Consider the following 24,168-nt stretch of genomic DNA (forward strand, 5'->3'; position numbering starts at 1 on the left):
CGCTGGACGGCGCTCTCCTCCCTCCGTTCACAGGACGGTGGGGGAGGAGCGATCGTCAGTAGTGGACGGAGACCTCGAGGCCCTGGGGAGACCAGTCGTAGACGTACTTGGCGAGGTCGATCGGCAGGTTGACGCAGCCGTGACTCATGCGCTGGCCGAAGTTGTTGTGCCAGTAGGTGCCATGGAATCCGATGTTCGGGGCGAACCACGTGATCCAGGGAACGTCTTCCGTGCAGTACGGAGCGCCTTCGTAGCAGCCCATGTCCTGGATGCGGGTGTGCGCGAAGACCTTGAAGTTGCCGGTGGGGGTCAGCGTTCCGGGGAGGCCGGTGGAGACGGCCCAGGAGTTCACGACCTCGTTGTTCTCGTAGAGGACGGCCCGCTGCGAGCTCAAGTTGATGTCGATGCGGCGGAACAGGCTCACCGTCTCGAACGGGGTCTCGGTGACCGTGAGGGCGAACGTGCCGTCGCCGGCCGCGAGCTTGTCGGCGAACTGGTCCGCGACGTCCGACGTGTCGCCGAGCGCGCGGCCCGCGACGCCCTCCTGCTCCGCGCGGAGCACGTTTCCGGCGGAATCGACGATGTTGGTCGCGTTGACCGGAGCACGGTCCACGAGAGCGGGAAGACCATCGACGGTGGCCTGGATCGCCTGCGGGTCGGCCTCGATGCGCAGCTGGCCGTCGTCGTCGACGACCGAGAGCCAGGACGCGGCGACGGCGGGATCGACAGGAACGGTGCGCTCCTCGCCGACGTAGAAGCCGACGGCCGGGAGCATCGTGTTGAGTGTGGACGCGGTGGCCGTGGCGTCGTCGTCGGAGACGGCGGGCTGGGCCGTGGCGGCGTCGCCCGAGTACTCGAGCGTGGTGCGGCCGTCGCCGACCGCCTCGGTGAAGGCGGCGTTGAGGCCGGCGACGTCGATCCCGGTGCCGGTCTCCGACGGGGTGATGACGAAGGTGCCGCTGGCGGCGTCGAAGACCACGCCGGCGTCCACGGGGTCGTCGAAGCTCGTCGGCACTGCGGCGCGCAGTGCCGCGGTCGCCTTCTCGGAATCGAACGCGATCTCCGCCGGTACGGGGTCGCCCATCCAGGCTCCGAGGTTCCAGAGCGGGTGCTCGGCGAAGGCCGTGTCGGCGAGAGCCGTCGCGTCGACGTTCACACCGAGGTCGGTGCCGGTCAGCACGGTGCCCTCTCCTTCGCCGGTGAGGGTGACCTCGGTCTCGGCGAGGTGGGCGTTGATGGTGTCGGCCGCGGCGCCCGGGGTCATCCATCCGACGGGGATGCCCGCGACCGTGGTGCCGGGCGCGATGAGGATCATGGAGGCCGCGCCCGCACCGATCGCGATGACGCCGAGACCCAGCCCGATCCAGAGGCCGAGGCGGCGCTTCTTGGGTGACGGTTCGATGGGGGCCCAGGCGAGGGGCTGTTCGCCGGTGGACGGCGGGACGGTCTCCGTGGGAGCTCCCGTCGGTGCGAGTACTGCGGTGGGCGCGGAGTCATCTCTCTGCGCCTCGGCTGCGCCCGGCGCAGAAATCAGATCGGTCACGAACTTCACCCCCCGGCTCTCAAACGTGTCCTGACGTTCAATGGTACGGGATGGGAGGTAACGGGGAGGCAACGGTCCGTGATAACGTGCCTCCCCGCATCAGGCCCGTCAGTCGATGATGGCGATGCCGTCGATCTCGACCAGCATCTCTTCGCGCGGCAGACCGGTGAAGACGGTGGTGCGCGAGGGCAGGACCCCATTCGTGGTGTGCGCGGTCACGAAGGCGCCGTAGGCATCGTTCATGATCGGGAAGTCCTCGCGCTTGGTCAGGTAGACGCGCAGCATCACCACGTCGTCGAAGGTCGCACCGGATGCCTCGACGATCGCCTTCACGTTCTCCAGGGTGCGGGTCGTCTGGGCGGCGACGTCACCGGGGAACAGGTACTCGTTCGTCTTCGGGTCGACGGGACCCTGGCCGGACACCTGCACGAACGGGCCCTTGCGGATCCCCTGCGAGAAGGTGTGGGCGGGGGCGGGAGCGGCGTCGGTGGAAACTCGGATCTTCGCGGTCATGCCGCCAGCCTAGTAGCCTTGTTAGATGCCTCTACAAATTCCGGATCCCGTTCTCGGCGCCTGGACGAAGGGCTTCCCGGCGCGTGCTGCGGGCCTCCGACTCTCGGAGGTGGCCGACGCCGATCTGCACCTCTCCGACCTGGTCACCCCGGTGTTGACGGTGCACGAGGACGCCCTCACCCACAACGAGGAGACCGTCTTCGCCTGGGCGCGGGAGCAGGGGGTGCTGCTCGCGCCGCACGGCAAGACCACCATGGCCCCCGCACTGTGGCAGCGGCTGCTCGACGCCGGTGCCTGGGGGATCTCGGTCGCCACGCCCTGGCAGGCCGAGGTGGCCATCGACGCCGGCGTCTCGACCGTGCTGATCGCCAACGCGGTCACGGACCCGGCCGCGGTGCGGCGGCTGGTAGAGCTGCTCGCCGCCGATGAAGGACTGCGCGTGCTGTGCTGGGCGGACTCGCTCGCAGGTGTCGCGATCCTCGCGAAGGAGATGCGCGACGCCGCGCGGCCGCTGGATGTGCTGGTCGAGCTCGGCGGGGCGCACGGTCGTACCGGGGCGCGCACCGTGGAGGAGGGAGTGCGGATCGCGCAGGCCCTCTCCGCCGCGCCCGGCCTGCGGCTCGCGGGTGTCACGGGATACGAAGGGCCGTTCGGTCCGGACCGCAGCGAGGCCTCCGTCGCCGCCGTCGATGCGTACCTGCGGACGCTCGTCGAACTGCACACGCGCCTGGACTATCCCGACGATGTGCGCCCGGTGCTCAGCGCCGGTGGCAGCTCCTTCCCCGATCGTGCCGCAGCGGTGCTCTCCGAGGCGGCAGCCGAGGCCGATGTCGTGCTGCGCTCCGGTGCCTTCCAGATCCACGACGACGGCTTCTACTCCCGGATGTCCCCGTTCGGCCCGCTCACCGGGACCGCGCCGCTCCGTTCGGCGATGCACGCCTGGTCACGAGTGGTGTCCCAGCCGGAGGACGGCCTCGCGCTGCTCGATGCGGGCCGACGCGACGTGCCGTTCGACCTCGACCTGCCTGCTCCGCAGAGCGTCGCGGGCGAGGTCACCGCGCTGAACGATCAGCACGCGTTCCTGCGTGTCGCGGACGATGCGACGGTCGCCGTCGGCGATGTCGTGCGGCTGGGACTCTCGCACCCCTGCACGGCCTTCGACAAGTGGCGGGTGGTCGCGGTGATCGACGACCCCGACGCCGCCGACCCCCGGGTGATCGGAGCGGTCGCGACATGCTTCTGAGCGCGCACAAGGCTGCGGCCGGGCTCGTACGGGTCTATCGCGGAGCCACCGTCATCGACGGCACGGGGGCGCCGCGGTACGTCGCCGACGTCGCCGTGGAGGGGGCGAGAGTCGTCGCGATCCTCCCCGACGGCGCGGAGGGGTCCGAGCTCGAACTCCCCGACGGCGCCGTGGAGATCGCGGCCTCCGGGCTCATGCTGGCCCCGGGTTTCATCGACATGCACGCGCACAGCGAACTCGCCGTGCTGAGCGGTGCGGCGCACGATGCGAAGATCCGCCAGGGCGTCACGACAGAGGTGCTCGGCCAGGACGGTCTCGGCTACGCACCCCTCGATGATGCCGCGGCCGCCGTCATTCCGGCGCAGATCGCCGGGTGGAACGGGATGCCTGCACAGGCACCGTGGCGGACGATGGACGATCTGCTCGCGGCGATCGACGCCGCGGCCGTCGCGAACGCTGCGGTCCTCGTCCCGCAGGGGAATCTGCGGATGATGGTCGTCGGTCATGAGAACCGTCCCGCGACGTCGACCGAGATCTCCGCGATGGCCGATCTGCTGGGAGAGGCACTGGATGCGGGAGCGTTCGGCATGTCGAGCGGCCTCACCTACACCCCGGGGATGTACGCCGACACGGCGGAGCTCGAAGCCCTGTGCCGCGTCGTCGCCGAACGCGGCGGATACTGGGCGCCGCACACGCGCAGCTACGGGGGCGCGGCGCTCGAGGCGTACCGGGAGGCGCTCGAGATCGGACGTCGGACCGGCTGCCCGGTGCATCTCACGCACGCCACCATGAACTTCGCCCCGAACCGGGGTCGCGCGCAGGAACTGCTGGCCCTGATCGATGAGGCGATCGCGGACGGCGTGGACGTGACGCTGGACACCTATCCCTACCTCCCCGGCGCCACCACGCTCTCCGCGCTGCTGCCGAGCCGGCTGGCAGCGGGCGGCGATCTGCTGGGGGCCATCGCAGCCCTCGACGCCGCAGGCAGGGAAGCCGTGCGCGTGGAGCTCGAGGAGATCGGCTGCGACGGCTTCCACGGCGAGAAGGCCGATTGGACGCAGATCCAGATCTCCGGCACGGCGAACCCCGCCCTCGCCGCTCTCGTCGGACGCACGATCGCCGAGATCTCGACCACGACCGGTCGCCGTGCCGTCGACGTGGTGCTCGACACGATCCTCGAGGACGCCGGTGCCACGGGCATCCTCATGCACATCGGCGATGAGGAGAACGTCCGCGCGATCATGCGCCACCCGCAGCACTCGGGTGGCAGCGACGGGATCCTGATCGGTGCCCGGCCGCATCCGCGTGGGCGCGGCACGTTCCCGCGGTACCTCGGGCACTACGTGCGTGAGCTCGGCATCCTCACCTGGGAGGAGGCCGTCCGTCACCTGGCCGGGACCCCGGCGAGGCGGCTGGGGCTGGATCGCGGCGACGCTCCTCGCGGAATCGTCAGACAGGGGGCGACCGCCGACCTGGTCCTGTTCGACCCGGAGACCGTCGCGGCGGGGGCGACGTTCGAGGCGCCTCTCGCCGCCCCGAGCGGCATCGTGGAGGTGCTGGTCGGCGGCGTGCCGGTGGTGTCGGACGGCGACGTGACCGGCCTCACCCCCGGGCGTGCGCTGCGGATGCCGCCGCCTGCGCACCGCGCGACGGTACCTCGTGTCGAGGCCGTCATCGATCCGGCCCTTCCCGCCTTCGTGTGGACGGCCCGGACGCCGATCCTCGCCACTGCCGATCTCGCCGCCTCCGTGGCGCGGCTGGGCGGCGGCGGGGGAGGAGGCGACACCGAGCTGCCGCCGATCCGTCTGTGCGTGGACGAGACCCTCGGTGCCGAGGCCGCAGCGGCGGGCCGTATCGCCGATGAAGCCTTCCGCGTGAGCGTGAGCGGCTCCGGCATCGAGGTCAGGGGGGCGAGTCCGGTCGGAGTGTTCCGGGGCGTCACCACGCTGCGACAGCTCAGGGACCCCGAGGCTTCGACGGCGGTGATCCCCACCGGCGTCTGGGAGGGGGCGCCCGCCTACAGCTGGCGCGGGACGATGCTCGACGTCGCCAGGCACTTCCGCACGGTCGACGACGTCCGCCGTCTGATCGATCTGCTCGCCGACCATCACCTCAACGTCCTGCATCTTCACCTCACCGACGATCAGGGCTGGCGCTTCGAGGTGCCGGGCTTCCCTCGGCTCACCGAGGTGGGCGCGCGCCGCGAGGCGACGCAGCTCGGGCACGGGCCGCTCGCGACGGTCGAGGTCGGCGTGCACGAGGGCTTCTACACGACCGCGCAGCTGCGCGAGCTCGTCGACTACGCGCGCGAGCGATTCGTGACCCTGGTACCCGAGGTCGAGCTTCCGGGGCACATCCAGGCGGGCCTGGCGGCCTACCCCGAACTCGGCAACGTCGACGTCGGGGAGCCGATCCTCTCCGCCTGGGAGCGCTTCGGGGTGAACCCCCGCACCCTCGCTCCGACGGATGCCGCGCTGGCGTTCGGGCGGGCGGCGATCGATGCCCTGTGCGACGTGTTCGACTCGGAGTGGATCGGGATCGGCGGCGACGAGGTGCCGGTGACCGAGTGGGCCCAGAGCCCCGCGGCCGCCGAGCGGATGCGACAGCTCGGGCTCGACACGCCGCACGACGTGCAGCCGTGGTTCACGGCGCACTTCGTCGCGCACGTCCGTGCCCGCGGTCGCGTCGCCCTCGCCTGGGACGAGGTCCTCGAGGGGGATGTCCCCGAGGGGGTGCGCATCCTCGCGTGGCGTGGTCCCGCCGCGATGCGCGAGGCGCTCCGTCGTGGCATCGAGGTCGTGGCGTGCCCCGATCTCGAGGTGTACCTCGACTACCCGCAGTCGGATTCGGAGGAGGAGCCGATCAGGGTCGGCCCGCCGCTGTCGATCGAGCGCGCCTACACGTTGCGCGTCGAGGACGGCGCGGTCGGGGGACAGGCGAACGTGTGGAGCGAGCATCTGCCGTCCAGGGATCGCGTCGATTTCGCGATGTTCCCGCGTCTGTCGGCGATCGCCGAGAGGCTCTGGGAGGGCGGGGACGCCGCGCCGTATGCCGACTTCGGACGGCGCCTGCCGACGCACCTGCGCCGGCTCGCCGCGGCAGGGGTGCGGTATCGTCCCCTTGACGGGCCGGAGCCCGGACAGCGCCGCCCCGGCGTGCCGGGGAAGCCACTCACGATCGAGGCTCGGGAGCAGATCGTCGCGGGGCTCGTGGAGCGTCTCATCGAGCGCTCGAAGACGGTCGTCGCCGACGACCCGAAGTAATGTAACGTTTCGGTAACCCTCCTCGCGCGTCCGCGAGCGGAGGTTGCGCAATTTTTGTTCGTAAGGTCTACTAACAAACATGTCCGTTTCGGATGAACAGCGTTCCGCATCGCCGTCAGAGTACGTCGGTGCGAATGCGCACGCCTTCGGCCCAGGGCGCCACCTGCGCTCGCGATCCAAGGTGCTGCCCGAGCACGCCCGCGGTCACAACCGCGCCCTGGTCCTGCAGACTCTGTACCACGCAGGGGCGATGAGTCGCGCCGACCTCTCCCGGGAGACGGGGCTCACCCGGGTCACCATCTCCGACCTGGTCGCCGAGTTCATCGCCGATGGGATCGTCATCGAGATGGGCGTGCGCGAGGCCGTCGGCCCGGGCAAGCCGCCCATCCTCATCGACATCGACCGGTTCGGTCACCAGATCGTCGGTCTCGACCTCTCCGGACCCGACGCCTTCACCGGCGCGGTGCTGAGCCTCGACGGCGACGTGCTCGAACGACGTGCGGTGCCGCGTCCGCAGTCGCCTGACGGCGAGGCGGCGTACGCAGCCCTCCGGGAGCTCGCGCAGACCCTGGTCGCCGCATCCACCCAACCGCTGCTCGGCGTGGGTATCGGCACCCCGGGTGTCGTGCGCCCTGACGGCCTCGTCCTCAGCTCTCCCAACCTCGGCTGGACGAACTTCCCGCTCGAGGCGAAGCTCGGCGTCGATCTCGACCTGCCAGTGCTCGCACGCAACGACGCCAACGCGGCGGTGCTCGCCGAGTACACCTTCGGCGATGCGAAAGCCGACTTCATGCTCATCAAGATCGGCAAGGGCGTCGGAGCCGGCCTCATCACCGGCAGCCAGCCGCTGCTGGGCAGCCGCTTCGCGGCGGGCGAGATCGGGCACGTGGTCGTCGGAACCGACGGCGGACCCCGCTGCGCGTGCGGAAAGGACGGCTGTCTCGAGGCGTGGCTCAGCGTCAGCCGCCTCGGTGCGGCGATCGCGGCGGAACCCGATGCGCGCGACGAGATCCTCCGCGATGCCGGAACGCGCATGGCGATCGCCATCGCTCCGATCGTCGCGGCCCTCGACCTCTCCGAGGTCGTGCTCTCCGGACCTGCCGATCTGCTCGACGGCATCCTGATCGATGCCGCGATCGAGACTCTGCACGCTCGCACCCTCGAGGGTGTTTTCGAAGACGTCGTGGTGCGCCTGACGCACCAGGAGGACATCGTCCTGCGGGGAGCCGCGGTCATGGTGCTCTCCGGGCAGCTGGGAGTGTCGTGACCGTCACCTCCACCCGCACCGGCACGACGGGCAGCGGCATCCGATGACGGCTGCAGACACGGCCGACCGCTCCGGTCGGCAGATTCGAGTGGGCCTGGACGTCGGCGGCACCAAGATCGACGCGGTGGCCGTCGACCCCTCCGGTCACATCCGCGGACGGCTGCGACGACCCACCGGATGGGGCGATGACGCCGTCGTCGAGAGCATCGTGATGGCCGTGACGGCGCTCGCCGACGAGAGCGGATTCCCCCTCGCCGACGTCGGCTCCGTCGGCATCGGCATCCCGGGGCTCGTCGACGCCGAGGCCGGGCGGGTGGATCACGCGGTCAACCTCGGTGTGGAGTCCCTGGACCTCGCCGAGAAGGCCGAACGCGCGCTCGGCGTGCCCTTCCGGGTGGAGAACGACGTGAAGGCCGCAGCCCTCGGCGCTGCGGTGCTGAGCGGGATCGCCGGCTCCATGGCGTATCTGAACCTCGGAACGGGCGTCGCCGCCGGCATCGTGATCGATGGGCGCATCTGGCGTGGCGCTCGGGGAACGGCCGGCGAGGTCGGTCATCTCTCCGTCGACCCGCACGGACGCCTGTGCGGTTGCGGACAACACGGATGCGTCGAGACCTTCTGCGGCGGCGGTGCTCTGGCCAAGGCCTGGGGACGCCCGGGTGCGCTGCCGATCAGGGACATCTTCGACGCGGCGGACGCCGGCGATCCGCTGGCGCTCTCGCTTCGCGACGACCTGTACCACGGAGCCGCAGCCGCCGTGCGCGTGCTCGTGCTCTCCGCCGACGTCGAGACGGTGGTCATCGGGGGAGGGCTCACGGCTCTCGGTGACCGGCTCGAGAACGGCATCCGCGCGGCGCTGCACGCCGGCGCCGAGGCGTCACCGTTCATGCGGTCGCTCCGCTTGGATGAGAGAATCGAACTGCTCCCGGCGGGGTCTCCCGCCGCCGCATTCGGCGCCGCACTGGTCGGCGCCTCCATCACCGAGAAGGAGATCGTTCCGCATGGCTGAGGTCGTCATCGTCGAGAATGCCGAGGCCGCCGGCGCTTTGGTCGCCACCGAGATCGTGGAGCTGATCGCCCGTCGTCCCGACGCGGTCCTCGGCCTCGCGACCGGGTCGACCCCGCTGCCGGTGTACCAGGCGCTCCGCTCCCAGCTCGCGGGTCGCGACGTCTCCCAGGTGCGCGGCTTCGCCCTCGACGAGTACGTCGGCATCGACCCCGCGCACCCGGAGAGCTACCGCTCCGTCATCACGCGTGAGGTCGTCGAGCCGCTCGGACTCGACCCGAAGCGCATCCATGTCCCCAACGGCGCGCAGGCGACGATCCAGCACGCCGGGGACGACTACGAAGCGGCCATCGACGCCGCAGGCGGTGTCGATCTGCAGATCCTCGGTATCGGCACGGACGGGCACATCGGCTTCAACGAGCCCGGATCGTCGTTCGCGTCGCGCACTCGCGTGAAGACGCTCACGGAGCAGACCCGCGAGGACAACGCTCGCTTCTTCGACTCGATCGACGACGTGCCCATGCACTGCATCACGCAGGGGCTCGGGACGATCCTGAAGGCGCGTCACCTGGTGCTGCTCGCCTTCGGCGAGGGGAAGGCCGCAGCCGTCGCCGGTGCGGTCGAGGGGCCGCTCACGGCGCTGCTGCCCGGTTCCGCGATCCAGCTGCACCCGCACGCGACGATCGTGGTCGACGAAGCCGCAGCTTCGCGCCTCGCGCTCGCGGACTACTACCGCTACACGTTCGCGAACAAGCCTTCCTGGCAGGGCATCTGACACCTGCCCGACGCCTGGCCCGCGCTCAGCCCGCCGACGCGGGCCAGGCGATCGGGAGCAGGTGCTCGACGCTCAGGGGCGCCAGCGGGAGTGTGGCGATGTCGTCCGGGGTGATCCAGCGCAGTTCGGCGAGCTCGGCTTGGACCGTGACCGCCCGGGGATCGACGGACGTCGCGAACGCTTCGGCGATGACGCGGTGACCCGGCTCGTTCGCGGCCGCGGACACGAAAGAGCCCAGCGGCTGGAGATCGGCCTCGTCGAGCTCCAGCCCCAGCTCTTCGTGGAGCTCGCGGATCAGCGTCTGCGCCGCGGACTCGCCGGCCTCGGGCTTGCCGCCCGGCTGCATGAACATGCTCGTGCCCTGCTTGCGGACCACGAGCACTCGTCCGGCCTCGTCGACGATCACGGCCGCGCTCACATGGATGTCAGGCATCGAGGCTGAACACCTTTCCGGGGTTGAGGATGCCGAGGGGATCGAACACGGCGGCGATCTGACGCTGAAGCTGCCATTGGTCATCGCCCAGCTCATCGACGAGCCATCGGCGTTTCAGGACGCCGATGCCGTGCTCGCCCGTCAGGGTGCCCCCGAGGCGGATCGCGGCGCGGAAGAGATCATCGGCCGCCGCCCAGACGTGCGGCGGGGTCTCCGGCCCGTCGAAGATGAAGTTCGGGTGCAGATTGCCGTCGCCAGCGTGGGCGACCGTCGGGATGGTGATGCCGTACTCGCGTTCGATGCGCGCGATCTCGTCGAACATCGCCGGCATGGCGCTGCGGGGCACCGACACGTCTTCGATCAGCGTCGTTCCCAGCGAGGCCATCGCCGCGTGCATAGACCGCCGGATGGCGAGGAGGCGCTCGCCCTCGACACGGTCGTGGGAGACGACCGTCTCGCCGTCGTGGGCGCGCAGGATCGCGGCGATCGTGTCCGCCTCTTCAGCGGCAGCCGGCCCATCGGTCTGGATGGTCAGCTGGGCCGTGCCCGCAGACGGGACAGGGAGGGCGAGCAGGGCGTGCACGGCCGCGAGGCTGGCGGCATCCATCAGCTCCATGATCGCCGGTTGCACGCCCGCCGCCGTCACGGCGGCGGAGGCCGCGGCGGCACTGCGCACTCCGGGGAAGGTCGCGGTGACGGTGCAGGTCTCGCCGGGCACGAGCCTGCGCAGCTTGAGGGTGGCTCCGACCACGACGCCCAGTGTGCCTTCCGAGCCGACGATCAAGGCGGTGAGGTCGAGGCCGGTCACGCCTTTGACGCTGCGGTGACCGAGGTGCAGCAGCCGGCCGTCGGCGAGGACGAGGTCGACGCCGAGCACCGCGTCGCGCACCACTCCGTACTTGGCGCACAGCAGACCGCCGGCGCCCGTGGCGATGTTGCCGCCGACGGTGGAGATGTCGCGGCTGGCGGGATCCGGAGCCCACCAGAGACCGTGCGTGGCGAGTTCGGCATTGAGGTCGGCGTTCAGGATGCCCGGTTCGACGACGGCGAGCAGGTCGTCCGGGCGGATCTCGCTGATCGCGGTCATCCGCCGCAGCGACAGCACGATCTCGCCCGCCCCGGCGTTCGCGGCTCCCGCGAGTCCGGTACCGGCGCCGCGAACCACGACCGGTGTGCGCGTGGCCGTCGCGATGCGCATGGTCTGCTGCACGTCTTCGACACGCTCGGCGTGGACGACGGCGAGAGGTCGCCCCGCAGCGGCGTGGCCGGAACGATCTGCTCTGGCATCCTCGAGCGATGCCTCATCGGTGTCGACGAGCGCGCCGAGGGACTCCTGCAGGAGTGACAGTACGCTCACGACAGTGCGCTCACGAGGGGGACCTCACGACAGCGCGCGTCGACCGCTGAGCACGCCGGCGACCACGGCGACGAGGGCGAATGCGGTGCCGATCAGTGCCTGTCCCATCGACCACCACGCGATCGTGACGCCGACGTAGATCAGCAGCTCGACGGCTGCGCGCAGGAAGGGGTGCACACGCAGCACCGGGCGCGGCGAGAGGAACAGCGCCCAGACCAGGATCACGACGACGGGCGCTCCGACACCGATGACGATGTTCCAGGGAAGATCCCAGCTCGCGAAGCCCCACAGAGCGAGAGAGGCCACGGCGACGACGAGGACGACGGCGCGGACGATGTCGAGAGCGGTGATGACCGGACGCTCGACGCCGGGAACAGGAGCGGGATCCGAGGGCATGGATCCAGTCTATTCGGCGACGGGGGAGTCCTCTGTCGGGACGGCGCCCGCCTCGACGGGCGCGGCGACATCGGCGACCTTGGTCGTGATCGGCTCCTGCTCCACGGGAGCGGGAATCACGGGCTCGGCCACGACGGGTGCGGCCACGACGGGTGCGACCTCGACGGGTGCGACCTCGACGGGTGCGACCTCTGCCGGTGCGACCTCTGCCGGAGCTTCGTCGACGGGTGCGACCTCTGCGGGAGCATCGGTCGTGATGACGACATCGTCGACAGGAGCGGAGCTGACCGGGTTCTCATCGACGGGAGTCTGGTCGCTCTCCGTCGGGTCCTCCTCGACCGGACCCTCTTCGATCGGGATCTCGATGCCGGGGCGGTTGGGCTGCAGCGCGAGGAGAGTGGTGTCCGCGAAGGGCGCATCGCCCGTGTCGAGGACGTACCGGAAGGTGACCTTCGTCGAAGCGGCGAAGTAGTACTGGAACAGGCCGGGGCGCAGGTCGATCTCACCCGCTCCGGAATCGTCGAGCACGATCGAGTCGCCACCGCCGTGGCTGCCGTCCAGAAGCGCTTCGACCGTCGCGCCCGGTGCGCCGGTGATCGGCACGCGGTAGTGCACGGTCAGCTCGTCGAAGACGATCGTCGCTGTGGTCCACGTCGGCGCTTCCGTGGGAACACCGGGGTCGACGGGCTCGACGGGCTTCTCGGGCTCGACCGGCTTCGTCGGTTCGACGGGGGCCGTGGGCGGGGTCGTGACGGGTGGCGGTGTGACGGCCGGTGCGGACGACGGATCCTGTCCTGGCGCCGCCTGATCGTCGGTCGGGGGCGCGGGCGCCTCCTCCGGCACGATGACGGGCGTTTCGATGATGACGGGCTCGTCGAGGCTCATCTTCTCGTCGGGACCGACGTCCGCCGAGATCGAGGACGGGTCTTCGTCCCCGGCGTTCGGGAGCGAGGTCGCGGGATCGGCTCCGGCGAGTCCGGGGATGATCGTGGAGGCGGCGACGACGCCAGCGACGACCAGTGCGGCCGAGCCCACGCCGACGAGTGCACCGATCCCGGTGAACACCCCGCCCGCCGCGCCGGCACCGGCGCCGGCGGAAGAGCCCGCCGTGCCGCCTGCCGAGCCGCCGGCGCCGGAACCCGAACCGCCCGAAGCGGCGAGGCCCGTCGCGGCGTGCGTGACACCGGGGTCGCCGGCGAAGACGGCACCGGGAATGCTCGACGGCATGGCCGCCAGAGCGACGATGGGCGTGCCCGCACCCTGCAGCGTGGCGAGGTAGCCTGCGGCGCCGGTGACGCCGAGCACGAGAGGCAGCAGCACCAGGGCGAGACGCTTGGAGACGTCTTTCGCCTCGGCGGCGACGATCATGCATCGGGCGCACTCGTCGAGGTGGAGCTCGAGTCGCTTGTGATCGCGGGTGCTGAGGTTGCCGCGAGAATAGGCGCCGAGGTGCTCGATGGTCCACTGGCATTCGGAGCCGTCTTCGGCGCTGCGCAGATGCGCCTGGATCCAGGCTTCACGAAGGCCTTCACGCGCACGGAACGCCAACTGCGACACGGCGCCGGCCTTCATCCCGAGGAGGGGCCCGACCTCCTGCGGCTTCATCTGCTCGATCTCGGTGTACCAGAGCACCTCCTGCCAGCGGCTGGGGAGACTGCGGAAGGCCTGCGCGGTGAGGCTGCGATCGAGCGCCTCGCTCGCCGCCTGGTCGGTGGTGTCGGGGTCGGCGACGGTGTCGAGTTCATCGATCGCGGTCTCGCGACGAGCACGTCCCCACCCTGCCGCCGTGTTGCGGATGCTCGTGAAGAGGTAGGCGCGGAAGGAGCCGTTGGGGCCGCCGCCCTTGATGATCGCCTGATAGATGCGCGTGTAGGACTCCTGCACGAGGTCATCGGGATCGATGGAGGAGGTGACCGAGCGCGCCACGGAGAGCCCCGACGGGTAATGCCGTCTCCAGAGTTCACCGAACGCCTCCGTGTCTCCCGAACGGGTGCGGAGGATCAGGTCGGCGTCGCCGATCGTTTCGTCGTGAGTCGTGTTCTCTTCGTGCACAATCATCCATCTGTCGCCGGGCGCGGGTGCGCCTCTACGGGAAGAGACGCATGAGAGCGCCTCTCATCACGCGACTTCTCCATTCTCTCGCGAATCTCCCAGGGAAGCCACCCTCTCCGCGAACTCCAAGCCGATGCCCGGGTTCGCGCGAGGGTGCCTCCGGCGGTGTCTGCGGACGGTATCCGAAACTCCTTCGAAGATTTTCGAGAAGTCGCGTAATGAATCGGGAGGGGCGTCGTCTCATCCCATAGAGACAGCCGTGAGGATCCCACCGGGGGGCGGGATCCAGGCACTGGTGCGGGGGGTATTCGCGCCGGTCGGGCGGGTCGGGAGCCTCGGGGGAGGAGAGCCCGGCCGCCCGTCTCACGAGGGGGAACNGCGGGATCCAGGCACTGGTGCGGGGGGTATTCGCGCCGGTCGGGCGGGTCGGGAGCCTCGGGGGAGGAGAGCCCGGCCGCCCGTCTCACGAGGGGGAATGAGGCCGCCGATCTGGGGAACGGCGGCCTCCCACACGTTTCGATCCGAGGATCGGGATGACTTCTCGAAAGATTTTCGAGAAGTCGCGTAATGAATCGGGATGAGCATCGTCTCATCCCATAGAGACAGCCGTGAGGATCCCACCGGGGGGCGGGATCCAGGCACTGGTGCGGGGGGTATTCGCGCCGGTCGGGCGGGTCGGGAGCCTCGGGGGAGGAGAGCCCGGCCGCCCGTCTCACGAGGGGGAANGCGGGATCCAGGCACTGGTGCGGGGGGTATTCGCGCCGGTCGGGCGGGTCGGGAGCCTCGGGGGAGGAGAGCCCGGCCGCCCGTCTCACGAGGGGGAACGAGGCCGCCGATCTGGGGAACGGCGGCCTCCCGCCCCATCACACACGTATGACCGGAGAGCGCAGAGCTGCGCGTCGCGCGCGGCGCCGTCTCAGACGAGCAGCCGTGGTCCTGACCACACGCGCGCGACGCGCAGATCCGCATCCAGAAGCACGGCATCGCCGAGCATTCCGGTGGTCAGGCTGCCGAGGGATGCATCGCGTCCGATCGCACGCGCCGGTGTCTGCGTGAGTGCGCGAACGGCTTCGGGAAGCGCCGCTCCCGCCTGCACGGCACGCTGCAGGGCCACGTCCTGCGTGAGCGTGGAGCCGGCGATCGACCCGGTGTCATCGGCCCTGGCCACGCCGTTCTCGACCGTGACGCTCACGGCCCCGAGGTCGTAGTGGCCGTCGGCGCTGCCCGCAGCCGCCATCGCATCGGTGATCAGTGCCACACGTGCGGGTGCGGAGTCGAACACGAGCTTGACGACGTGCGGATCGAGGTGCACGTTGTCGGCGATGGCCTCGAGCACCACCCGGTGATCGGCTGCCGCTGCCAGCACCGGTCCAGGAGCACGGTGATGGATGCCCGGCATCGCATTGAACGCGTGGGTGAGGATGGAGGCCCCTGCCTCGAAGGCGGAGACGGCCATCGTGGCGTCCGCATCCGTGTGGCCGACGGCGGCGGCCGAGCCCGCGGCCACGATCTGCCTGATCGCGTCGAGCCCGCCGGGCAGCTCCGGCGCGATCGTGATCTGGCGGACGGTGCCGCGTCCGGCATCGAGCAGGAGGGCGACATCCGCCTCCGTCGGGTGACGCAGCAGCGACGGTTCGTGCGCGCCGTGGTGCCCGGGGTCGAGGAACGGGCCCTCGAGGTGCGAGCCCAGGATGTCCGCATCCGTCTCGGTGAGATCGGCGATGAGCGCGACGCTGCGGGCGAGGGACTCCAGGGGCGCCGTCACGAGCGAGATGACCGCGCGGGTGGTGCCGTGCGCACGATGCATCTCGCGCCCGGTGCGGATCGCCTCCACGCCGTCGTCGAATGCGGCGCCGGCGCCGCCGTGGCCGTGGATGTCGACGAATCCGGGAGTGAGCAGGGCGCCGGGACCGGCGAGGGCCACCGCATCGACGACCTCATCCGCCGCGGTCCACTCCGATCCCGTCCCGCGGCCGGTGAGGACGCCGTCCTCGATGCGGACCCAGCCGTCCTCGACGATGTCGCCGCCGTCGACGATCCGTGCGGAGTGGATGACCAGCGAACCGGTCGCGGAGGAGTGGGTGATCAACGTGCGCTCCAGGGGATCTCGTCTGCGGGATGGAAGTCGATCCCCTCAGCTTTCCACAGCGGAGCGAGGGCGCCGACGCGCACGCGGAAGGACTCCCATACGCGTTCGGGCGCTTCTCTCGGCGACCAGGCGACCTCGGCCTGAGCCGCCGCACGGGGGAACACCAGCTGTTCGACCTCGCCGAGCGTGCGGGTGGTCTCGGACCAGAGCGGGGCCTCGACGCCGAGGATCGCGGCGTCCGGCACGTCGAGGACGGCAGTCGGTTCCCATTCGTAGGCGGAGCGGACGTCGATGATCCCCGCCCAGGTGAGTCCGAGGGGGAAGTCCTCCGTGTACTTCATGTCGAGGTAGGTGACGTCCGCCGCCGACATGATGAGGGCGCCTCCGCGCTCGACGAAGTGCGCGGCCTCCTCGGCATGCGTGCCCTCGGGGGTGGTCTTGCCCCAGTACTGTCCGACGGTTCCCTCGGCGATGTTCGTCGCGGATCCCATCTCATGCCAGGCCATCGGGATCTTGCCCGCTTCCACGACGATCGCGGTCGCGCGCTCGGCGAAGAGGTCGAAGTCGGCCTGGGGCGTGCCGAGGGATTCGTCGCCGCCGATGTGGATGTACGCACCCGGGGTCATCTCGGCCAGCTCATGGACGACATCGCGCACGAAGTCGTAGGTGCGCTCCTCATGGATGCGGACGCTGGAGTGGCCGACGCCCCAGCCCAGGTACGTCTCGCCGGCGACGGGCAGCGGCTGGCCGAGCCGCGCGGAATCCGCGATGAGGTTGTCGTTCAGCACCGGCGCCTCGACGAGCTCGGGGTAGGCCACACCGATCGCGTGGGTGTGACCGGGCAGGTCGATCTCGGGGATCACGATCATGTGACGCGAAGCGGCGTACGCCACGATCTCCCGGTAGTCGGCCTTGGTGTAGAAACCGCCGGGGTCGCCGCCCACCGATGTCGCGGAGGCCCGTTCCGTCAGCAGCGGCCAGGCATCGATGTGCACGCGCCACCCCTGGTCGTCGCTCAGGTGCAGGTGCAGATGGTTGAACTTGAGGGCGCTCGTGCTGTCGATGAACTTCTTCACGTCGCCGACGCCGAAGAAGTGCCGGGCCACGTCGAGCATGACGCCCCGTCGCGGGAAGCGCGGCGAGTCCGCGACATCGGCGCCGAGCAGTGCCCAGCCGGAGTCGTCCTGTCGCAGCAGCTGCAGCAGCGTCTGCACGCCGTAGAAGAGCCCTGCCTCGTCGGCGCCGACGATGATCGCACGCTCGCCGATCTCGAGCGTGTATCCCTCCGGCGCCGAGGAGCCGTGGTCGATCAGCAGCTCGATCTCGCCGGAGGTCCCGTCGGAGGTGGAGAGGCGGATGCCGGTGCGGCGCTCGACCGCGTCGATCAGCTGGGCGGCAGCGGGGGAGGAGCCGTGCACACGCGTCGTCGCGGTGATCGGCATCCGTCCCTCTCGCGCGGTGGCGGACACAGGCGCTGGCACGAGCGGAAGAGGATGAGGAAGGACCATGAACAAAACCTACCCGTCGGCATCGCTCAGGGGAATGGCGGAAGTCGAATCGATTCTGCGACGATCGTGGACACGCCGGCGTGCGGGGGCGTCGCATCGGCTATGCTCGTAGACGTCGCGACTGGCGTCTGGGTGGACTACCACCGGGGAGCGACTGACCACGGAATTCGACCGCGCGCCTGGGCCGATAGGAACACCCCTTTCGAATCCGTTGTCAAAGGAGCACGTCATGACCGACCGTTACTTCAACGCCCCGCTTTCCGAAGTCGACCCCGAGATCGCCGAGGTCCTGGATCGCGAGTTGACGCGCCAGCAGACCTTCCTCGAGATGATCGCCTCGGAGAACTTCGTGCCCGTCTCGATCCTGCAGTCGCAGGGCTCGGTGCTCACGAACAAGTACGCCGAGGGCTACCCCGGACGCCGGTACTACGGCGGCTGCGAAGAGGTCGACGTCGCGGAGTCCCTCGCGATCGAGCGGGCGAAGAGTCTCTTCGGCGCTGAGTTCGCGAACGTGCAGCCGCACTCCGGTGCGTCGGCGAACGCGGCGGTCCTGCATGCGATCGCGCGCCCCGGCGACACCCTGCTCGGCCTGTCGCTGGACCAGGGCGGCCACCTGACGCACGGCATGAAGATCAACTTCTCCGGTCGCCTGTACGACATCGTCGCCTACGGCGTCGACCCCGAGACCTCGACGATCGATATGGCCGAGGTGCGCCGTCTCGCGATCGAGCACAAGCCGAAGGTCATCATCGCCGGCTGGTCGGCTTACCCCCGCACGATGGACTTCGCGGCCTTCCGCGCGATCGCCGACGAGGTCGGTGCGCTGCTCTGGGTCGACATGGCGCACTTCGCCGGTCTGGTCGCCGCTGGTCTGCACCCGAACCCGGTGCCGCATGCCCACGTCGTCTCCTCGACCGTGCACAAGACGATCGGTGGTCCGCGCTCGGGCTTCATCCTCACCAACGACGCAGATCTCGCCAAGAAGATCAACACCGCGGTGTTCCCCGGTCAGCAGGGCGGCCCGCTCATGCACGTGATCGCCGCGAAGGCGACGGCGTTCAAGCTCGCAGCCACCCCCGAGTTCAAGGAGCGCCAGGAGCGCGTGCTGCGTGGCGCGAAGCTCATCGCGGAGCGCCTGTCGCAGCAGGATGTGAAGGACGCCGGCATCGCGGTGCGCTCCGGCGGCACCGACGTGCACCTGGTGCTGGTCGACCTGCGCGACGCCGAGATCGACGGCAAGCAGGCCGAAGACCTGCTGCACGACATCCACATCACGGTGAACCGCAACGCCGTCCCGAACGACCCGCGCCCGCCGATGGTCACCTCCGGTCTGCGCATCGGCACCCCGGCGCTCGCGACCCGCGGCTTCGGCGACACCGAGTTCACCGAGGTCGCCGACATCATCGCGCTCGCGCTGCTTCCCGGCGCTGACGTCGAGTCGCTGCGCGCTCGCGTCGACGCCCTCGCCGCCGCGTTCCCGCTCTACCCCGACCTGCAGCAGTGACCGCGAAGATCCTCGACGGGAAGGCGGCGTCCGCCGCGATCCGCGCCGAGCTGACCGAACGCGTGGCCGCACTCAAGGCGCGAGGGATCACGCCGGGCATCGCGACCGTGCTCGTGGGCGCCGACCCGGCCTCGCAGCTCTACGTGGGCATGAAGCACCGGCAGTCCGAGGCGATCGGGATGAACTCGATCCAACGCGAGCTGCCCGCCGACGCCACGCAGGCCGACGTCGAAGCTCTGATCGACGAACTCAACGCCGACCCCGCGTGCCACGGGTACATCGTGCAGCTGCCGCTGCCGAAGCACCTCGACACCGATGCGATCCTGGAGCGGATCGACCCGGCGAAGGATGCCGATGGTCTGCACCCGACCAACCTCGGGCGTCTGGTGCTCAACGTCAACGGACCCATCCACACCCCGCTGCCGTGCACACCGCGAGGGGTGATCGAGCTGCTGCTGCGCAACGACTACGACCTCAAGGGGAAGCATGTCGTCGTGGTCGGCCGCGGGGTGACGATCGGCCGCTCGATCGGGCTGCTGCTCACGCGACGCGAACTGAACGCCACGGTCACGCTCACGCACACCGGAACCGTCGACATGCCGCGCTACCTGCGAGAGGCTGATGTGATCGTCGCCGCGGCCGGGGTGAAGCATCTGATCCGCGCCGAAGACGTCAAGCCCGGTGCCGCCGTGCTCGACGTCGGCGTGACGCGAGAGACCGACCCCGAGACCGGGAAGAGCCTGGTGTTCGGCGACGTCGCCCCCGACGTCGCCGACGTCGCCGGGTACATCTCCCCGAACCCGGGAGGCGTGGGCCCGATGACGGTCGCGCTGCTCATGACGAACGTCGTGGAAGCGGCCGAGCGGATCGCCTGACGCCAGCGCGCGCGCACCGCATGCGAAAGGCGCCCGTCCTCCTCGGAGGATGGGCGCCTTTCCACGTTCGCAGCCGGTCTGTCGCGCGCCCGGTTCAGCCGGGTTCGGGTCGGCTCTTCGCACTCAGCCCAGTTCGTCGAGCATGCGCCGCTGCTCGGGTGTGAGACCGTCGTCGAGCTCATCGCGCGCGGCGCGTGTCTCGGGGGACTCCGCCGCGGCGGCGGTCGGAGACGCCGTCTTCGTCTCGCCACCCTTCACCCGCGCCTGCACCGAGTCGTAGATCTCTCCCGCCTTGGCGCGGAGCCGGTCGTCGATCTGGTCGTAGATCATCCATCCGAACAGCAGCGCGAGCGGCGGCAGCACGAACGCCCAGAAGCCGGAGGCGCGCACACCGCTCAGCCACACCGTGAGTACCCAGACGATCAGCTCGACCAGATACACCAGCACGTACTGCACGACCTTCTCGCCGGTCTTGGTGCGCTCGGCGGCCGACTTCGCCGCCGACCTGCGGAAGGCTCCGGCGAGCAGGGGCTTCACGAACAGGGCGGCGAGGGTCAGGATGACGGATGCCCACAGGGCGTTGAACCCGACCGAGACGCCCGGCAGCAGCAGGCCGATCACCAGCAGTGCGGCGACATTGAACACGTAGAGCGCGGCGAACCGGACGATTCCGTTCTTCATGCGACCAGAATCCCACATCCTCCCGCGGAGGATCAGCCCTGCGCGTGCAGCGTGCTCTCGATCCCGCTGATGCGTGCCTGCTCGTCGAAGCGGAAGGTCGCGGTGCCCGTGGCATCGGAGACATCGGCGCCGGAGAACGCCTCGTCGGTCCAGGCGAGGGTCCAACCCGCGAGTCGGGCGAGGTCCCAGACGGAAGTGCGCGCATCGGGGAGGCTGATGCCCGAGAGGACACGGGGCAGCGCCATGACCGCATCCGCCACGGTGAGCGGTGCCAGCGGAGCATCGAGCACGAACACCGCACGGGTTCCGTTGCCGACCGGGGCGGAGTAGTAGGGGGAGCGTCCGGTGAGCTCGACCGCAACGGCACCGACCGTGTGCGCGGCCTGCGCGATCCAGTCGTCGTCGCCCGAGACCTCGGCGGGGAACGGCACCTCGGGAGCAGTCAGCTCGGCGATCCCGTGCTCGTTGCCGTAGGCCTGCAGCTGCGCTGCGACGCCCTGTGCATCACCGCTCGGGTGCGCCCAGGCCCACAGGAGCGAGCGGGGTCCGGGGGCGATCGTCGCGATCAGGTGCGCGCGCGCCACGAGCTGTCGCGACGGGTCGGCGTCGGCGGTGAAGGTGAGGGTGCCCGCGGCCAGGTCCGCGTCCCAGCGGTGCTCGCCGAGGGCGTCGGCGGCTGCGGAGAGAGCGTCCTGACGGAGCGCGACGAAGAGGGCGGCACGGTCGGCGAGGGGCTGGAGCGCGGCGAAGGTCATGCCGACAGTCTCGCGGTCGATGCTATGAATCCGCTAGTTCAGGCGTTGCCGGCTCCAGGCCGCAGGCACACGACCCCGCGGATCAGTAGCTGGCGCGGGAGCCGCCGTCTGCCGAGGTGAAGCGCGCGGCGAGAGCCTCGGAGGCGCGGGCGAGCAGCGCCACATCCGCTCCGACCGCCACGAAGTCGGCCCCCGCGGCGAGGTAGGCATCGGCGGCTGCCGGGTCGAACGCGTTCACGCCCACGGCCTTGCCAGCGGCCTTGACCGCGGCGAAGACCCTCTCGACCGCGGCCGTGACATCGGGGTGGGTCTGCTGACCCAGCAGGCCCATCGACGCGGACAGATCGGAGGGGCCGACGAACACCGCGTCGACGCCGTCGACCGCGGCGATGTCGGCTGCGGCCTCGACGCCCGCTGCCGTCTCGATCTGCACCGTGAGGGAGACGTGCTGCGCGGACTCCTGCAGGTACCGATCGACACGGTTCCAGCGCGCGCTGCGGGCCAGAGCACTGCCCACGCCGCGCACGCCCTCCGGCGGGTACCGCGTCGCGGACACCGCGGCGCGGGCCTCGTCGGCCGACGACACCATCGGCACGATCAGGTTCTGCGCCCCGAGGTCGAGGACCTGCTTGATCGCGACGGTGTCGTTCGACGGCACCCGCACGAGCGGGGCGATCGGGTACGCGGCGACCGCCTGCAGCTGCACGAGCACGGAATCGAGCGTGTTCGCCGAGTGCTCCATGTCGATCAGCAGCCAGTCCAGTCCCGACCCCGCGGCGACCTCGGCGAGCAGCGGGCTGCCGGAGCAGACCCACATGCCCACGAACGCTCGATCGGAGGCCGCGAGCTGCTCACGGAACGCGGGGTCTAGACGAAGCGGCATGCGATTGTTCCCATCGGTCCGTAATCGCACAGCACCTCGTCGCCGCGCGACACCCACATCGGGCGTGTGAACGATCCTGCCAGGATGATCTCCCCGGCCTCGAGACGCGCGCCGTGCTGATGGAACTTGTTCGCGAGCCACGCGACCCCGGTCGCCGGGTGGCCGAGCACTCCGGCGGCGACGCCGGTCTCCTCGATCTCGCCGTTGCGGGAGAGCACGCCGGGAACCCAGCGCAGATCGATCTCGTCGGGGCGCCCGTGCACCGTGCCGAGCACCATCGCTCCGTACGCGGCGTTGTCGCTGATCGTGTCGACGATCGTGCGGCCCTCCAGCTCGAGGTGCGAGTTCAGCACCTCGAGCGCCGGCACGGCGTAGTCGATCGCCGCCAGGGCATCCTCGAGGGTGCAGTCCGGGCCCTCCAGCGGGGTCTTCAGCACGAAGGCGAGTTCGACCTCGATGCGCACGTTCGAGAAGTGATCGACCGGGATCTCGGCGCCGGACTCGTACACGGTGTCGTCGAACATCACGCCGTAGTCCGGCTCGGTGATGCCCGTGGCCTGCTGCATCGCCTTGGACGTCAGCCCGATCTTGCGGCCGACGAGTCGGCGACCCGCGGCGATCTGGGAGTCCCTCCAGACACCCTGGATCGCGTAGGAGTCCTCGACCGTGGCCTCCGGGTACCGCGCCGTGATGCGCGGGATCACCGCGTGCGTGCGGTCGGCCTCCGCGAGCTCCGCCGCGATCTGCGTGATCGTGTCTGCTGACAGCATCCGTGCCTCCTAGAGCTGGTGGCCCAGCTTGTACTCGCCCTGCTTGTACTCGGGCATGTCCTTGTCGTCGTCCGCTCGCGTGTACGAGAAGCCGTCGGCGCCGATGGTCACCGCCATCTCGCTGGAGTCGGTGCGGGCGACCACCGGCTGCGGGTTGCCGTCGAGGTCGAGCACCAGCGACGCATCCGTGTACCAGGACGGGACGACGGGGTTCCCCCACCAGTCGCGGCGCTGGTTGTCGTGCACATCCCAGGTGATGACCGGGTTGTCGGGGTCGCCGGTGTAGTAGTCCTGCGTGTACACCTCGACGCGGTGCCCGTCGGGGTCGCGCAGGTAGAGGTAGAACGCGTTCGAGACGCCGTGACGGCCGGGACCGCGCTCGATCGAGTCGGAGCGGCGCAGGGCTCCGAGCTTGTCGCAGATGGCGAGGATGTTGTGCTTCTCATGCGTGGCGAAGCACACGTGGTGCATGCGGGGGCCGTCGCCGCCGGTCATGGCGGTGTCGTGCACGGTGGGCTTGCGGCGCATCCAGGCGGCGTAGACCGTGCCCTCCTCGTCCTGGATATCCTCCGTGACGCGGAAGCCGAGGTCCTGCATGAACCCCACGGCACGCGGTACGTCGGGGGTGACCTGGTTGAAGTGGTCCAGGCGCACCAGCTCGCCGGGGATGTGCAGGTCGTAGCGCCACGACATCCGCTCGACGTGCTCGGTGGCGTAGAAGAACTCGTACGGGAAGCCGAGCGGGTCGACCACGCGCACCGAGTCGCCGATGCCCTTGACGAAACCGTTCTCGTTGCGGCGTACGTCGCAGCCGAGCTCCGTGTAGAACTCGACAGCGCGGTCGAGGTCTTCGGGCGTGCGGACCCGGTACGAGAAGGCGGCCACGGCGGCGATCGGGCCCTTGCGCAGCACCAGGTTGTGGTGGATGAACTCCTCGGTCGAACGCAGGTAGATCGCCTCGTCGTCCTCCGCGGTGACGTAGAGCCCCAGGACGTCGACGTAGAACTGGCGGGAGGCGGCGAGGTCGGTGACCACGAGCTCCATGTACGCGCAGCGGAGGATGTCCGGCGGCGAGCTCTGCGGCGTCGCGATCGGGTTGTCCGAGCGGATCGGCGCCTCCTGGGAGACGTAGAAGCCCGAGGAGGTCAGGGTCATGTCGTCGCGGTGTGTCATGTCAGCGTCCTTGCGTGAGGGTTCCGGTCGCACTTTCTGTCGCATCCGCGTCGGCGGGGCGGCACAAAGTGCGACCGGAACG

At 70.0% G+C, this 24,168-nt stretch carries 19 protein-coding genes, 2 pseudogenes and 1 riboswitch; of the genes and pseudogenes, 8 read left to right on the forward strand and 13 right to left on the reverse strand.

Annotated elements, in window-relative coordinates; all coding sequences use genetic code 11:
- Window positions 1-55: 55 nt before the first annotated feature.
- Together ASC55_RS16015 and ASC55_RS16020 are read right to left on the reverse strand one after the other, a co-directional pair.
- On the reverse strand, window positions 56-1,543 hold the full coding sequence (locus ASC55_RS16015) for a L,D-transpeptidase family protein (protein WP_235562603.1): 1,488 nt from the start codon (window positions 1,541-1,543) through the stop codon (window positions 56-58).
- 108 nt (window positions 1,544-1,651) lie between these two features.
- A complete protein-coding gene (locus ASC55_RS16020; protein WP_017828337.1) occupies window positions 1,652-2,056 on the reverse strand; it encodes a RidA family protein in 405 nt (134 codons plus the stop codon).
- Window positions 2,057-2,081: 25 nt separating this feature from the next.
- On the opposite strand from ASC55_RS16020, the gene ASC55_RS16025 reads away from it, so the two are divergent.
- From ASC55_RS16025 to nagB, 5 genes are all read left to right on the forward strand, one after another.
- On the forward strand, window positions 2,082-3,299 hold the full coding sequence (locus ASC55_RS16025; protein WP_235563397.1) for an alanine racemase: 1,218 nt from the start codon (window positions 2,082-2,084) through the stop codon (window positions 3,297-3,299).
- Window positions 3,290-6,562, forward strand: coding sequence for a family 20 glycosylhydrolase (locus tag ASC55_RS16030; protein WP_055877464.1), 3,273 nt, complete (start codon window positions 3,290-3,292; stop codon window positions 6,560-6,562). Before ASC55_RS16025 ends, ASC55_RS16030 begins: the two co-directional genes overlap by 10 nt.
- Before the next feature lie 79 nt (window positions 6,563-6,641).
- Window positions 6,642-7,829 (forward strand): ROK family transcriptional regulator, encoded by a 1,188-nt coding sequence (locus tag ASC55_RS16035; RefSeq protein ID WP_055870549.1) that lies wholly within the window; start codon window positions 6,642-6,644, stop codon window positions 7,827-7,829.
- Between the two features lie 43 nt (window positions 7,830-7,872).
- Window positions 7,873-8,838 (forward strand): ROK family protein, encoded by a 966-nt coding sequence (locus tag ASC55_RS16040; RefSeq protein ID WP_200935190.1) that lies wholly within the window; start codon window positions 7,873-7,875, stop codon window positions 8,836-8,838.
- Window positions 8,831-9,610, forward strand: coding sequence for a glucosamine-6-phosphate deaminase (gene nagB, locus ASC55_RS16045; protein WP_055870551.1), 780 nt, complete (start codon window positions 8,831-8,833; stop codon window positions 9,608-9,610). Before ASC55_RS16040 ends, nagB begins: the two co-directional genes overlap by 8 nt.
- Window positions 9,611-9,635: 25 nt before the next feature.
- Here nagB and ASC55_RS16050 read toward each other — a convergent pair whose 3' ends face one another.
- The 3 genes from ASC55_RS16050 to ASC55_RS16060 are packed head-to-tail and all read right to left on the reverse strand — an operon-like array spanning window position 9,636 to window position 11,796.
- The gene (locus tag ASC55_RS16050; protein WP_055870554.1) at window positions 9,636-10,043 is read right to left on the reverse strand and encodes an NUDIX hydrolase; all 408 of its coding nucleotides are present in this window, start codon (window positions 10,041-10,043) and stop codon (window positions 9,636-9,638) included.
- On the reverse strand, window positions 10,036-11,400 hold the full coding sequence (locus ASC55_RS16055) for an FAD-binding oxidoreductase (protein WP_055877467.1): 1,365 nt from the start codon (window positions 11,398-11,400) through the stop codon (window positions 10,036-10,038). Before ASC55_RS16055 ends, ASC55_RS16050 begins: the two co-directional genes overlap by 8 nt.
- A 24-nt stretch (window positions 11,401-11,424) precedes the next feature.
- On the reverse strand, window positions 11,425-11,796 hold the full coding sequence (locus tag ASC55_RS16060) for a YrdB family protein (RefSeq protein WP_055870560.1): 372 nt from the start codon (window positions 11,794-11,796) through the stop codon (window positions 11,425-11,427).
- 96 nt (window positions 11,797-11,892) lie between these two features.
- Here ASC55_RS16060 and ASC55_RS17865 point away from each other — a divergent pair.
- Window positions 11,893-12,000 (forward strand): annotated as a pseudogene (locus ASC55_RS17865) (pentapeptide repeat-containing protein); the annotation flags it as partial.
- 1,176 nt (window positions 12,001-13,176) lie between these two features.
- Here ASC55_RS17865 and ASC55_RS17870 read toward each other — a convergent pair.
- From ASC55_RS17870 to ASC55_RS16075, 3 genes and pseudogenes are all read right to left on the reverse strand, one after another.
- Window positions 13,177-13,854: pseudogene (locus ASC55_RS17870) on the reverse strand (sigma-70 family RNA polymerase sigma factor); the annotation flags it as partial.
- A gap of 910 nt (window positions 13,855-14,764) precedes the next feature.
- Window positions 14,765-15,937, reverse strand: coding sequence for an N-acetylglucosamine-6-phosphate deacetylase (gene nagA / locus ASC55_RS16070; RefSeq protein ID WP_055877472.1), 1,173 nt, complete (start codon window positions 15,935-15,937; stop codon window positions 14,765-14,767).
- On the reverse strand, window positions 15,934-17,445 hold the full coding sequence (locus ASC55_RS16075) for a family 20 glycosylhydrolase (protein ID WP_055877476.1): 1,512 nt from the start codon (window positions 17,443-17,445) through the stop codon (window positions 15,934-15,936). Before ASC55_RS16075 ends, nagA begins: the two co-directional genes overlap by 4 nt.
- 107 nt (window positions 17,446-17,552) lie before the next feature.
- Window positions 17,553-17,637, forward strand: a riboswitch (ZMP/ZTP riboswitch).
- Window positions 17,638-17,674: 37 nt separating this feature from the next.
- On the opposite strand from ASC55_RS16075, the gene glyA reads away from it, so the two are divergent.
- Together glyA and ASC55_RS16085 are read left to right on the forward strand one after the other, a co-directional pair.
- Window positions 17,675-18,949 carry a serine hydroxymethyltransferase gene (glyA, locus tag ASC55_RS16080; RefSeq protein ID WP_055870573.1) on the forward strand — a complete coding sequence of 425 codons (1,275 nt, stop codon included), beginning with the start codon at window positions 17,675-17,677 and terminating at the stop codon, window positions 18,947-18,949.
- Window positions 18,946-19,824 (forward strand): bifunctional methylenetetrahydrofolate dehydrogenase/methenyltetrahydrofolate cyclohydrolase, encoded by an 879-nt coding sequence (locus tag ASC55_RS16085; protein ID WP_055877478.1) that lies wholly within the window; start codon window positions 18,946-18,948, stop codon window positions 19,822-19,824. Before glyA ends, ASC55_RS16085 begins: the two co-directional genes overlap by 4 nt.
- A 123-nt stretch (window positions 19,825-19,947) precedes the next feature.
- On the opposite strand, the gene ASC55_RS16090 is transcribed toward ASC55_RS16085, so the two are convergent.
- The 5 genes from ASC55_RS16090 to hpaD all read right to left on the reverse strand — a co-directional run bounded on the left by ASC55_RS16090 (window position 19,948) and on the right by hpaD (window position 24,086).
- A complete protein-coding gene (locus ASC55_RS16090; protein WP_055877480.1) occupies window positions 19,948-20,505 on the reverse strand; it encodes a phage holin family protein in 558 nt (185 codons plus the stop codon).
- Between the two features lie 32 nt (window positions 20,506-20,537).
- A complete protein-coding gene (locus tag ASC55_RS16095; protein WP_055870581.1) occupies window positions 20,538-21,260 on the reverse strand; it encodes a DUF6882 domain-containing protein in 723 nt (240 codons plus the stop codon).
- Window positions 21,261-21,342: 82 nt separating this feature from the next.
- The gene (locus ASC55_RS16100) at window positions 21,343-22,143 is read right to left on the reverse strand and encodes an HpcH/HpaI aldolase family protein (protein WP_055877482.1); all 801 of its coding nucleotides are present in this window, start codon (window positions 22,141-22,143) and stop codon (window positions 21,343-21,345) included.
- On the reverse strand, window positions 22,128-22,913 hold the full coding sequence (locus ASC55_RS16105) for a fumarylacetoacetate hydrolase family protein (protein WP_055877487.1): 786 nt from the start codon (window positions 22,911-22,913) through the stop codon (window positions 22,128-22,130). Before ASC55_RS16105 ends, ASC55_RS16100 begins: the two co-directional genes overlap by 16 nt.
- A gap of 9 nt (window positions 22,914-22,922) precedes the next feature.
- Entirely contained in the window at window positions 22,923-24,086 is a 1,164-nt protein-coding gene (gene hpaD, locus ASC55_RS16110; RefSeq protein ID WP_017828355.1) for a 3,4-dihydroxyphenylacetate 2,3-dioxygenase, read from the reverse strand.
- Between the last annotated feature and the right edge of the window lie 82 nt (window positions 24,087-24,168).

This window comes from Microbacterium sp. Root322, assembly GCF_001425645.1.
Classification (GTDB): Bacteria; Actinomycetota; Actinomycetes; order Actinomycetales; family Microbacteriaceae; genus Microbacterium; species Microbacterium maritypicum.

What these genes read in the sequence shown, in the direction of transcription:
- ASC55_RS16020 (WP_017828337.1), bottom strand. Translation starts at nt 2,056, where the DNA reads ATGACCGCGAAGATCCGAGTTTCCACCGACGCCGCTCCCGCCCCCGCC.
- ASC55_RS16025 (WP_235563397.1), top strand. Translation starts at nt 2,082, where the DNA reads ATGCCTCTACAAATTCCGGATCCCGTTCTCGGCGCCTGGACGAAGGGC.
- ASC55_RS16030 (WP_055877464.1), top strand. Translation starts at nt 3,290, where the DNA reads ATGCTTCTGAGCGCGCACAAGGCTGCGGCCGGGCTCGTACGGGTCTAT.
- ASC55_RS16035 (WP_055870549.1), top strand. Translation starts at nt 6,642, where the DNA reads ATGTCCGTTTCGGATGAACAGCGTTCCGCATCGCCGTCAGAGTACGTC.
- ASC55_RS16040 (WP_200935190.1), top strand. Translation starts at nt 7,873, where the DNA reads ATGACGGCTGCAGACACGGCCGACCGCTCCGGTCGGCAGATTCGAGTG.
- nagB (WP_055870551.1), top strand. Translation starts at nt 8,831, where the DNA reads ATGGCTGAGGTCGTCATCGTCGAGAATGCCGAGGCCGCCGGCGCTTTG.
- ASC55_RS16050 (WP_055870554.1), bottom strand. Translation starts at nt 10,043, where the DNA reads ATGCCTGACATCCATGTGAGCGCGGCCGTGATCGTCGACGAGGCCGGA.
- ASC55_RS16060 (WP_055870560.1), bottom strand. Translation starts at nt 11,796, where the DNA reads ATGCCCTCGGATCCCGCTCCTGTTCCCGGCGTCGAGCGTCCGGTCATC.
- ASC55_RS16075 (WP_055877476.1), bottom strand. Translation starts at nt 17,445, where the DNA reads ATGGTCCTTCCTCATCCTCTTCCGCTCGTGCCAGCGCCTGTGTCCGCC.
- glyA (WP_055870573.1), top strand. Translation starts at nt 17,675, where the DNA reads ATGACCGACCGTTACTTCAACGCCCCGCTTTCCGAAGTCGACCCCGAG.
- ASC55_RS16090 (WP_055877480.1), bottom strand. Translation starts at nt 20,505, where the DNA reads ATGAAGAACGGAATCGTCCGGTTCGCCGCGCTCTACGTGTTCAATGTC.
- ASC55_RS16095 (WP_055870581.1), bottom strand. Translation starts at nt 21,260, where the DNA reads ATGACCTTCGCCGCGCTCCAGCCCCTCGCCGACCGTGCCGCCCTCTTC.
- ASC55_RS16100 (WP_055877482.1), bottom strand. Translation starts at nt 22,143, where the DNA reads ATGCCGCTTCGTCTAGACCCCGCGTTCCGTGAGCAGCTCGCGGCCTCC.
- ASC55_RS16105 (WP_055877487.1), bottom strand. Translation starts at nt 22,913, where the DNA reads ATGCTGTCAGCAGACACGATCACGCAGATCGCGGCGGAGCTCGCGGAG.
- hpaD (WP_017828355.1), bottom strand. Translation starts at nt 24,086, where the DNA reads ATGACACACCGCGACGACATGACCCTGACCTCCTCGGGCTTCTACGTC.